10 protein-coding genes are annotated in these 10,413 nt (G+C 68.8%); 5 read left to right on the plus strand and 5 right to left on the minus strand.

Annotation, left to right across the window (positions count from 1 at the left end; translation table 11 throughout):
* Positions 1-366: 366 nt before the first annotated feature.
* From BSE24067_RS29740 to BSE24067_RS29755, 4 genes are all read left to right on the plus strand, one after another.
* Complete coding sequence (locus BSE24067_RS29740; RefSeq protein WP_151067263.1) at positions 367-1,053, plus strand: type 1 glutamine amidotransferase domain-containing protein; 687 nt, start codon at positions 367-369, stop codon at positions 1,051-1,053.
* Between the two features lie 144 nt (positions 1,054-1,197).
* The gene (locus BSE24067_RS29745; protein WP_151067262.1) at positions 1,198-2,307 is read left to right on the plus strand and encodes an NADH:flavin oxidoreductase/NADH oxidase; all 1,110 of its coding nucleotides are present in this window, start codon (positions 1,198-1,200) and stop codon (positions 2,305-2,307) included.
* 159 nt (positions 2,308-2,466) lie between these two features.
* Positions 2,467-3,537, plus strand: a complete 1,071-nt coding sequence (locus BSE24067_RS29750; protein WP_151067261.1) for an AI-2E family transporter — start codon at positions 2,467-2,469, stop codon at positions 3,535-3,537.
* A gap of 223 nt (positions 3,538-3,760) precedes the next feature.
* Positions 3,761-4,135, plus strand: coding sequence for a hypothetical protein (locus BSE24067_RS29755; protein WP_170297540.1), 375 nt, complete (start codon positions 3,761-3,763; stop codon positions 4,133-4,135).
* Positions 4,136-4,171: 36 nt separating this feature from the next.
* Here BSE24067_RS29755 and BSE24067_RS29760 read toward each other — a convergent pair whose 3' ends face one another.
* Positions 4,172-4,966, minus strand: a complete 795-nt coding sequence (locus BSE24067_RS29760; protein WP_151067259.1) for an SDR family NAD(P)-dependent oxidoreductase — start codon at positions 4,964-4,966, stop codon at positions 4,172-4,174.
* Positions 4,967-5,127: 161 nt separating this feature from the next.
* Here BSE24067_RS29760 and BSE24067_RS29765 point away from each other — a divergent pair, with 161 nt between their 5' ends.
* On the plus strand, positions 5,128-5,976 hold the full coding sequence (locus BSE24067_RS29765; RefSeq protein WP_151067258.1) for a helix-turn-helix transcriptional regulator: 849 nt from the start codon (positions 5,128-5,130) through the stop codon (positions 5,974-5,976).
* A 124-nt stretch (positions 5,977-6,100) separates the two neighbouring features.
* On the opposite strand, the gene BSE24067_RS29770 is transcribed toward BSE24067_RS29765, so the two are convergent.
* The 4 genes from BSE24067_RS29770 to BSE24067_RS29785 form a co-directional block, all read right to left on the minus strand.
* Entirely contained in the window at positions 6,101-6,706 is a 606-nt protein-coding gene (locus tag BSE24067_RS29770; protein WP_151067257.1) for a LysE family translocator, read from the minus strand.
* Positions 6,707-6,801: 95 nt separating this feature from the next.
* Entirely contained in the window at positions 6,802-8,250 is a 1,449-nt protein-coding gene (locus BSE24067_RS29775; RefSeq protein WP_151067256.1) for a heavy metal sensor histidine kinase, read from the minus strand.
* Positions 8,247-8,942 carry a heavy metal response regulator transcription factor gene (locus BSE24067_RS29780; protein WP_151067255.1) on the minus strand — a complete coding sequence of 232 codons (696 nt, stop codon included), beginning with the start codon at positions 8,940-8,942 and terminating at the stop codon, positions 8,247-8,249. The genes BSE24067_RS29775 and BSE24067_RS29780 overlap by 4 nt, the downstream gene beginning before the upstream one ends.
* A gap of 21 nt (positions 8,943-8,963) precedes the next feature.
* The coding region (locus BSE24067_RS29785; protein ID WP_174904955.1) for an efflux transporter outer membrane subunit at positions 8,964-10,413 on the minus strand (1,450 nt) is incomplete at its 5' end.

Genomic DNA, 10,413 nt, shown 5'->3' on the forward strand with positions numbered 1-10,413 from the left:
GCGGCGGCGGGCGCGGCGCGGGCGGGCGGCGGCAGAGCGGGCGCCTGTGTGCGGGCGCCAAAGCCATGACAGTCGCAGGGATGCTTCTAGACGACCGGTCTAATTCGCGGCTATCATCCGGTTTCGTGAATGCGACGCCGTTCCGACCCTGCGCAGCCCGGACGCGAAAATGCCAGATCGCGCCGCGACGCTGACCGTGGCGGGACGCCGTCATTTTTTCGAGCCGGTTTCTAGACGACTGGTCTAATAGACTCGATCAATTTTTTCGGTGGATGCCGCACGTTGGCGTGTGCGTGCGGCCTAACGGGCAGGCGCGCCGCCGCCGCGACGCGGCCGCGTTCCCCCATTTCGAAGGAGTGTCCGATCATGAAGATTCTGGTTGTTCTGACCTCGCACGACACGCTCGGCGACACCGGCAAGAAAACCGGCTTCTGGCTCGAGGAACTGGCCGCGCCGTACTACGCGTTCAAGGATGCGGGCGTCGAGCTCACGCTCGCGTCGCCGAAGGGCGGCCAGCCGCCGCTCGACCCGAAAAGCAGCGATCCGGCCGCGCAAACCGACGCGACGCGCCGCTTCGACGCGGATCCGGCGGCCAAGGCCGAGCTCGCCGCGACGCGCAAGCTGGCCGACGTGTCGATCGACGACTACGACGCGGTGTTCTACCCGGGCGGCCACGGCCCGCTGTGGGATCTTGCCGAGGATCTGCATTCGATCGGCCTGATCGAGCGCGCGCTGTCGGCCGGCAAGCCGGTCGCCACCGTATGCCATGCGCCCGGCGTGCTGCGCCACGTGAAGGATCCGGAAACCGGCGAGTCGGTCGTGCGCGGCAAGCGCGTGACCGGTTTCACCAACAGCGAGGAAGCGGCCGTCGAGCTGACGGAAGTCGTGCCGTTCCTCGTCGAGGACATGCTGAAGACCAACGGTGCGCAGTTCGAGCGCAGCGCCGACTGGGCGCCGCATGTCGTCACCGACGGGCTGCTGATCACGGGGCAGAACCCCGCATCGTCGGCGCCCGCGGCCGAGGCGCTGCTCGCGAAGCTCGGCCGTCAGTAAGACTGCCGCGGCGCCGGTATCACCGGCGTCAGGCCGTTTCCGCCGCCGGGCTCGATGCGCCGGGCGGCGGCCCCGATCGTTCCGTCGTGCACACCGCACGGCGGCTCTCCAGTCGTTTCGAAGAACCAAGAAAAGGAGTGGTGGATGTCTGCCCTGTTCGAACCGTTCAAACTCAAGGACGTCACGTTGCGCAACCGTATCGCGGTGCCGCCGATGTGCCAGTACGTCGCCGAGGACGGCGTCGTCAACGACTGGCATCACGTGCATCTGGCCGGCATCGCGCGCGGCGGCGCGGGCCTCGTGATCGCCGAGGCGACGGCCGTGTCGCCGGAAGGCCGTATCACGCCGGGCTGTGCCGGGCTGTGGACCGATGCGCAGGCGGAAGCGTTCGCGCCGTCGGTCGCGGCGATCAAGGCGGCCGGCGCGGTGCCGGGCATCCAGATCGCGCATGCGGGCCGCAAGGCGAGCGCGAATCGTCCGTGGGAAGGCGACGACCATATCCCCGAAGGCGATCCGCGCGGCTGGCAGACCATCGCGCCGTCGGCGATCCCGTTCGGCGCGCATTTGCCGAAGACGCCGCGCGCGATGACGCGCGACGACATCGCCCGTGTGCAGGCCGACTTCGTCGCGGCGGCAAAGCGCGCGCGCGATCTCGGTTTCGAATGGCTCGAGCTGCACTTCGCGCACGGCTATCTCGGCCAGAGCTTCTTCTCGGTGCACGCGAACCAGCGCGACGACGAATACGGCGGCTCGGCCGAAAACCGCGGCCGCTTCCTCGTCGACACGCTGAAGGCCGTTCGTCAGGTATGGCCCGAGCATCTGCCGCTGACCGCGCGCCTCGGCGTAATCGAATACGACGGCCGCGATGAGGAAACGCTCGCCGAGTCGATCGCGCTCACGCGGCGGATGAAGCAGGAAGGGCTCGACATGCTGAGCGTGTCGGTCGGCTTCTCGACGCCGAATGCGCAGATTCCGTGGGGGCCGGCGTTCCTCGCGCCGATTGCCGAGCGTGTGCGCCGCGAGGCCGGCCTGCCGGTGTCGTCCGCGTGGGGAATCGACACGCCGCAACTCGCCAATCGCGTCGTGGCCGAGCAGCAGCTCGACCTCGTGATGGTCGGCCGAGCGCATCTGGCCGACCCGCACTGGCCGTACTACGCGGCCAAGCAACTCGGCGTCGGGCGTCCGTCGTGGACGCTGCCCGCGCCGTACGCGCACTGGCTCGAACGCTACCGCGTCGCCGACAAGGCTGCCTGAGCGCGCGTCGCGCCGTGCGGCCCCGCGGCCTGCACGGCGCGCATTTGACAATGCTTGGCATGCGGTGCGCATGCCGGTGCGGGATCGATGGATAGAATGGCGGTTCGATCAGGCTTCCGGCCTGCGCGAACCGCCATTTTTCATTTCGACAGAGGTGCCATGGGCACACACGTCCCGCCGTCTTCCGATTCCGCCGCGCGGCCGCGCGCACAGCAGATCGCCCGCGCCGTGCTGTACGCTGCGCTGCTGGTGCTTGCGCTGTGGGTGATCCGCGATTTCCTTCCGGCGATTGCATGGGCCTGCGTGATCGCGATCGCGCTGTGGCCGCTGTTGAAACGCTTCGAATCGGATCGCTGGTTTCGTAACCGTCCGACGCTGATCGCGACCGTGATCACCGCGGGCGTTTCGCTGCTCGTCGTGCTGCCGGTCGCGATCGCGCTCGGGCAGGCGATCGCGCAGGCGCACGACCTGCGTATCTGGCTGCATTCGATCCAGGACAACGGGATTGCGCTGCCGGACGTGATCAACCGCCTGCCTTACGGCGCCGCACAGATCACCGAATGGTGGCAGGCCAATCTCGGTCATCCGCTGCACGCGGGTACGGCAATGCATGGCGCGAGCGGCGAGAAGTTCATCGCGTTCGGCCGGCAGTTCGGCTCGAAGCTCGCGCATGCGCTGTTCGAGTTCGGCTTCATGCTCGTCACGCTGTTCGTGATCATCCGGGCCGGCCACAAGTTGTCGGGCGCGTTGCAGCACGGCGCGCGGCGCGCGTTCGGCCCCGGTGGCGGCGAACTGATCGAGCGGATGGTCGCGGCCGTGTACGGAACGGTGACCGGGCTCGTCGTCGTCGGGCTCGGCGAAGGCGCGATTCTCGGCGTCGCGTATGCGCTGGCCGGCGTGCCGCATTCGGCGCTGCTCGGCCTCGTCACGGCCGTCGCGGCGATGCTGCCGTTCTGCGCGCCGATCGTGTTCTGCGGCGCGGCGCTGTGGCTGTTCGTGCAAGGGGCGACCGCGTGGGCCGTCGTCGTGCTGGCGATCGGCGTCGTGGTCGTGTTCGTCGCCGAGCATTTCGTGCGGCCGGTGCTGATCGGCAGTTCGACCCGCTTGCCGTTCCTGCTCGTGCTGTTCGGGATCCTCGGCGGCGCCGAGACGTTCGGGCTGATCGGGCTGTTCGTCGGTCCCGCGCTGATGACCGTGCTGACGATGCTGTGGGCGGAATGGGTCGCATGACGATGCGCTTCGTCGGGCCGATTCGACGCATCGGCGCCGGCGCGCGGCCGCGTGCGCTGACCGGCCCGGCGTTGCAACGATTCGTGACGATTGGGCGCGCGCCGGGCCGCGGCGCGCGGCACATCGGATACAAGTCTCTACATTTCTTTTCGATCCGGACCCAAAGGTCGAGTAGCATGGGGCTTTCGATTACGCCGGCATGGCGCAGCAGATTTCCCCGAGCATGCGATTGATTCCGATGTCCCGTCCCGCAGCGACGCTGTCCGTGGCCGTCAGCTGCCTGATGTTGCACGGCTGTGCGTGGTTCGATTCGTGGCTGCCGTTCTCGTATTCGCGCACGCCGCTCGCGCGGGCCGCGTCGCGGCACGGCGCGACGCGCGCCGACGTCGTCCGCGCCGGCGGCAACCCGCGCAGCGTCTGGATGGTCCGCAACGGCAGCGGCGTCTGCTACAACTACTTCATCGAGCACGGCAACGAACATCGCGCTTTCTTCGTCGTGTTCGACAACGCCGGCGCCGTCACGCAGCACGGCTTCGATACCTGCATCGACGCCGATCGCAAGGGTGCGCTTCAGGCGGGCAAGAGCGCGTCGCGATAGCAGGGCGGCGCGCCGCGCGAGCGTGTCACGTTGCCGTCACGCGATCGTATCGACCACGCCGCCGTCCACGCGCAACGCCGCGCCCGTCGTCGCCGATGCCTGCGGCGAGCACACGTACACGACCAGGTTCGCGACTTCGTCCGTCGTCGCCGGCCGCTGGATGATCGAGCTCGAACGCTCGCTACGCACGAATTCCACTGCAACGTCGTCGATGCTGCGACCCGTTTCGTCGGCCTGCGCCTTCAGCATCTCGCGCACACCTTCCGACATCGTCGGCCCCGGCAGCACCGAATTGACCGTCACGTTCGTGCCGGCCGCGAGCTTCGCAAGGCCGCGCGCGATCGACAACTGCGCGGTTTTCGTGAACCCGTAGTGAATCATGTCGACCGGGATGTTCAGGCCCGATTCCGATGAAATGAACACGATGCGTCCCGTATTGCGCGCGAGCATTCCCTTCAGGTAATGCCGCGCGAGACGCACGCCGGACATCACGTTCATCTGGAAATAATGTTCCCATTCGGCGTCGTCGATGTCGAAGAAGGCTTTCAGCCCGTAGATGCCCGCGTTGTTCACGAGGATGTCGGCGTCACGCGTGTGCTGCGCGATGCGCGCGGCGCCGGCGGCATCGGACAAGTCGGCGGCGACGCCGTCGATGTCCGCGTCGGGCACCGCGGCGCGCAGCTGCGCGCGTGCGGATTCGATTGATTGGTCGCTGCGCCCGTTGATGACGACGCGAGCACCCGCACGCGCGAGCCCTTCGGCGATTGCCAGCCCGATGCCGGCGGTGGAAGCGGTGACGACCGCAGTCTTGCCTGTCAGATCGATGTGCATGAGCGTACCGGTTCAAGAGGGGGACGGAAACCCGCCGCGCGTGCCGCGGCGGCCGGAATTCAAAGCTTAGGCGATTCGGCCGCGAAGCGTCGGCTCGCGGTTGCATCGCGCCGCGCAGTCTTGTACGGTGTGCGTTCGCTGTCCTCCCGGGAGCCTGTCGCGTGAGCCGTTCTGCCCATACCGTTACCGTGCCGTCGCCATTCTGGCGCGACGCCGCGCTCCCGTTCATCGAGGCGCGCACCGTCGACGACGGGCGCGCGATCTGCTACGCGAAGCACACGCACGACACGTTTTCGGTCGGCGCGATCGTCGGCGGCACGAGCACCTATCTGAACGGCACGACGAAGGAACACGTCGGGCGCGGCGTGCTCGTGATCATCGATCCGGAGCAGGTGCATGCGTGCAACCCGTACGGCCACGACGCGTGGGCGTACCGGATGGTCTACGTGGACGTGCCGTGGCTCGCACGGCTGCAGCATTCGCTGGGGCGCGATCCGAATCGCGACTTTCACGGGTTTTCGCCGAAGTTGACGGAACGCCGCGACCTGTTCGCGCAGTTCGGCCGCTTTTACCGGACGCTGGTCGCGCCGCGCGTCGATCCGCTCGGCAAGGAAAGCGCGGCCGTCGAATTCTTCACGCGGCTGCACGGTGCGCTCGATCGCGCGTTGCCGGACGATACGCGGCGCGGCGCCGACAACGCGAAGCTCGCGCGCGCGGCCGACTACATTGCCGCCCATTGCCGCGACGCGGTCACGCTCGATGCGATCTGCGCGGCGGCCGACCTGTCGCCGTCGTATCTGATTCGCGCGTTCAACGCGCGTTACGGGATGACGCCGCATGCGTTTCTGATCGATCGGCGCGTGCAGTACGGCCGCGCGGAGTTGCGCCGCGGCCGGCCGATCGCCGACGTCGCGCTCGATGCCGGCTTCGCGGACCAGGCGCATTTCCAGCGCGCGTTCCGGCGCATCGCGGCCGCGACGCCGGGGCAGTATCGAAGCGCGGCCAACTGAGCGGGGGAAAGGGCGGAGCGGTGCCGCACGCAACCCGCAACCCGCAACCCTCATGCAGGCCGGCGCGTTGCATCACAGTCTGCCGGCCGCACGTGCCGCAACACCACACTTCCCCGCAACGCGCCTAAATATCGAGCAGATAAAGCGCGCTGCCCGCAAGCAGCAGCGCCATCGCGCGGTTGAACAACCGCATCCGCCGCGCATTTGCAAGCCGGTGCCGCAGCGACGCACCGGCATACGCCCAGCACGCGATCGACGCGAAGCAGATCACCAGATACAGCGCCGCGAACTGCCACACCTGCGCGCGATCGCCGTCGGCCGCATACGCGCCCATTGCGGCTACGCACGCGAGCCACGCTTTCGGATTCAGCCATTGCATCGCCGCACCGGCCGCCGCCGACGGGCCGGCGATCTTCGGCGCCGCCGGATCGTCCTGAACCGCCGACAACTGCCCGTCGTCGAGCGCGAGCCGCAGCGCAAGGTACAGCAGGAACGCGATCCCCGACCATTGGGTGGCCGTGGTCAGCATCGGCCAGCGCGCGAGCACCGCGTGCAGCCCGAGGCCGATCAGCAGGAACAGCGCGACGAAGCCGAGCGTCGCGCCGGCCACATAGCGCAGGCTTGCGCCGAGACCGTGGCGCGCGCCCGAACTCAGCGCGACGATGTTGACGGGACCGGGTGTGATCGACGACGCCAGCGCGAACGCGGCCATCGAAACCAGCATGCTCATCAAATGCCTCCATGCGATAGTCAAAGTCGCATCGAGACTAAAGACGCAGCGCGTGCCCGTATTGAAGAAAACTGCCCTCGGCGGCACGGCCGCCGTCAGTGCAAGGCGCGCGGCGCCGGCGCCGGTCGCAGCGGCGGCGGACCGCCGGCCTCGTTCGCGCGCAGCGGGCCGCCGCTGCCCGGTTGCGTCGACACCGAGAAGCCGAACGTATTGATCCCGCCCGAGCATGCGACGAACACGCTGCCGCCATGCATTTCCGCGACGGCCTTGACGATCGACAGCCCGAGCCCGTGGTTCTCCTTGCTGTTGGCACGCGCTTCCTCGAGCCGGTAGAAGCGCTCGAACACATGCGAGCGCTGCACGGGGTCGATCGGCTCGCCGGGGTTCGCGACCGACACGTCGACGAGCGTGTCGCGGCGCGTGATCGTCACGTTCAGCGTCGCGCCGGGCGCCGAATGCTGGATCGCGTTGATCAGCAGGTTCGTCATCGCGCGGCGGAACAGCGAAGGGTCGACGGCCGCACGCGCGTCGCCGTGCAGTTCGGCACGCAGTTGCGCCTCGTCGAGCGGGATTTCGAGGAAATCGAGCATGCGCCGCACTTCGTCGGCGAGCGACACGTGCTTCAGGTCGGTCGCGCGTTCGCCGCGATCGCTGCGCGACAGGAACAGCATGTCGTTGATGATCACGCGCAGCCGCTCGAATTCCTCGAGGTTCGACTGCAGCGTCTGGCGCATCCGGTCGACCGAGCGGTCGCGGCTCGTCAGCGCGACCTGCGTCTGGCCGATCAGGATGCTGATCGGCGTGCGCAACTCGTGCGCGACGTCCGCATTGAACGCCTCGAGCCGCGCGTAGGTTTGCTGGATGCGCTCGAGCGCGCCGTTGAACGACGCGGCGAGGTCGCGAAGCTCGGTCGGCAGCGCGTCGGTGTGCAGCCGCTGGCGGCGATTGGTCGCGCTGATCGCCGCCGCGTCCTGCGACAGCCGATCGAGCGGCGCGAGCCCGAAGCGGGCGACCGCGCGGCTCAGCAGCAGCGTGAGCACGGTCGCCGTCGCGATCAGCGCCGCGAGCGTCCACGCGAAACGGCGCAGCATCCGTTGCGTGCGCTCGCACGACGACGCGACGATCAGCTTCACGTCGGGGCGCTCGCCGCTGCCCGCGATCGCGACGGTCTTCGTCATCACGTCGTAGCTGCTGTTGTTGAGCGCGTACTGCTGGAACGCACCGAACGGTTTGCCGACGGGCACGCCGTCGACCGGATGGCCGAAGCGGAAATCTGCGTCGGGGCTGTCGATCTGGTAGCGTGTCGAGCCGTCGGGCGGTTCGAGGTCGGCGAGCTTTTCCTGCATCAGGCGGCCGCGCACGGCCGTCGTCGCGTGCGACACGATCATCTGCGCGACCTTCGCCCGCGTGTCGATCGTCGCGCGCAGCTCGGCGAGCAGCTGGCGCTCCATCATCACGAAGAGCCCGCAGCCGACCAGCGTGAACACGAGCAGCGACACGATGCCGAACATCGCCGACAGGCGCAGGGTGATCGAGTGTTTCATCCGTGCCGCTCCACGTCGCCGTCGTCGCGCGCCTCGAGCACGTAGCCCATCCCGCGGATCGTGTGCAGCAGCTTCTCCGGGAACGGGCCGTCGAGCTTCGCGCGCAGGCGCTTGATCGCCGTCTCGACGACGTTCGCGTTGCTGTCGAAGTTCACGTCCCACACGAGTTCGGCGATCGTCGTCTTCGACAGCACCTCTCCGCTGCGCCGCGCGAGCACGCCGAGCAACTGGAATTCCTGCGCGGTCAGGTCGAGGCGCGTGCCGTCGCGGGTCGCGCGGCGGCCGATCAGGTCCACGCGCAGGTCGCCGATCGAGATCAGCGTCGATTCCTGCACGCGCGCGCGGCGAGTCAGCGCACGCAGCCGCTCGATCAGTTCGAGGAACGAGAACGGCTTGGTCAGATAGTCGTCGGCGCCGCCGCGCAAGCCGCGCACGCGATCGTCGACGCGGTCGCGCGCGGTCAGCATGATCACGGGCGTCTGCTTCTGCGCGCGCAACGCGCGCAGCACGCCGAAGCCGTCGAGCTTCGGCAGCATCACGTCGAGCACGACGACGTCGTAATCGAATTCGACGGCCTTCCATGCGCCGTCCTCGCCGTCGAGCGCGGTATCGACGACCCAGCCTTCCTCGGTCAGGCCGCTCTTCAGGTATTCGACGACTTTCGGTTCGTCTTCGACGATCAGGACTTTCATAGGCGTGTGTGCGTAACCGGGTTAGGGGCCGACGCTCGCGGCGGGCTGCGGGCCGGCTGCGGCGACGTCGGTCGGCGCAGCGCCGCCGTCCCAGCCGCCGCCGAGCGCCTTCGCGAGAAACACGACGAGCGCCGCGCGCTGGCCCTGGATCTGCACGGCCTGGCGCTCGCTCGTCAGCAACTGCTGCTGGGCCGTCAGCACGTCGATGAACGGCGTCAGGCCGCCCGCGTAGCGGTCCTGCGCGAGCGACACGAGCTTGCGCGCATCGTCGACGGCCGCGGAAGCCTGCTGCGCGGCCTGCGCGAGCACCGACAGGCCCGTCACCGCATTTTGCACCTCCTGGAATGCGGTGAGCACGGTCTGCCGGTAGCTGGCCTGCGCGGCCACGTAGCCGGCCTGCGCGAAGTCGACGCCGGCCTTCAGCTTGCCGCCCTGGAACAGCGGCTGGCTGACCGACGCGCCGACCGACCACAGCAGCGCCGGCACGGTGAACAGCCCGGAGAAGCGCGTCGCATCCCAGCCGATGTCGGGCGACAGCGCGATGCGCGGGAAATACGCGGCGCGGGCGACGCCGATCTGCGCGTTCGCGGCGGCCATCGCGCGCTCGGCCGATGCGACGTCGGGCCGCCGCTGCAGCAGGTCGCTCGGCATGCCGGCCGGCAACGCGGGCGCGTTGATCGGCACCACGCGCGGCGGCAGCGAGAACGCGGGCGCCGGCGTGCCGACCAGCGTCGCGATCGCGGTTTCGACCTGCGCGCGCTGCTGCATCAGCAACTGCGCCTGCGTGCGCGTCGCGTCGAGCTGCGCGCGTTGCTGCAGCAGGTCGAGACCGGACACCGCGCCGAGATCGTGGCGCGTGCTCACGTAGTCGAGCGCCTTTTGCTGCAGGTCGATCGAGCGCCTGACGACGTCGATCTCGGTGTCGAGCTCGCGCAGCGTGAAATAGCTCGATGCGAGGTCGGCGGTCAGCACCAGGCGGGCGTTCGCGAAATCGTCGCGCGCCTGCTCGGAGCTGGCCTGCGCGGCTTCGACGTTGCGCCGTACGCGGCCGAACAGGTCGAGTTCATAACTGACGCTCGCGCCGACCTGGATCTCGTTCTGCACGGTCGACATGCTCTTCGTCGCGTAATTGGTCTGCGGCCGGTCGCCGGAGATCTTGAAGCGCTGGCCGCTCGCGTTCAGCCCGACGGCCGGATACTGCGCGGCGCCGGCCGACGCGAGCGTCGCCTTCGCCTGGTCGTAGCGCGCGGCGACGGCCTTCAGGTTCTGGTTGTTGCGCAGCGCGTCGGCTTCGAGCGCGTCGAGCTGCGCATCGCCGAATGCGGTCCACCACGCCGGATCGAGCGGCGCGCGGGCCGGCGCGGCCGGGTGCCAGTACGCATCGGCCGGATCGAGCCGCCACGTGGCCGGCGTCTCGACGGCGGGGCGCCGGTAGTCGGGGCCGACCGTGCAGCCGGCGAGCGCCGCGGCC

Source organism: Burkholderia latens (assembly GCF_902499045.1).
GTDB lineage: Bacteria > Pseudomonadota > Gammaproteobacteria > Burkholderiales > Burkholderiaceae > Burkholderia > Burkholderia latens.

Coding starts and splice junctions, on each gene's coding strand:
- BSE24067_RS29740 (WP_151067263.1), top strand. CDS start 367: ATGAAGATTCTGGTTGTTCTGACCTCGCACGACACGCTCGGCGACACC.
- BSE24067_RS29780 (WP_151067255.1), bottom strand. CDS start 8,942: ATGAAAGTCCTGATCGTCGAAGACGAACCGAAAGTCGTCGAATACCTG.
- BSE24067_RS29755 (WP_170297540.1), top strand. CDS start 3,761: ATGCGATTGATTCCGATGTCCCGTCCCGCAGCGACGCTGTCCGTGGCC.
- BSE24067_RS29760 (WP_151067259.1), bottom strand. CDS start 4,966: ATGCACATCGATCTGACAGGCAAGACTGCGGTCGTCACCGCTTCCACC.
- BSE24067_RS29750 (WP_151067261.1), top strand. CDS start 2,467: ATGGGCACACACGTCCCGCCGTCTTCCGATTCCGCCGCGCGGCCGCGC.
- BSE24067_RS29745 (WP_151067262.1), top strand. CDS start 1,198: ATGTCTGCCCTGTTCGAACCGTTCAAACTCAAGGACGTCACGTTGCGC.
- BSE24067_RS29770 (WP_151067257.1), bottom strand. CDS start 6,706: ATGAGCATGCTGGTTTCGATGGCCGCGTTCGCGCTGGCGTCGTCGATC.
- BSE24067_RS29775 (WP_151067256.1), bottom strand. CDS start 8,250: ATGAAACACTCGATCACCCTGCGCCTGTCGGCGATGTTCGGCATCGTG.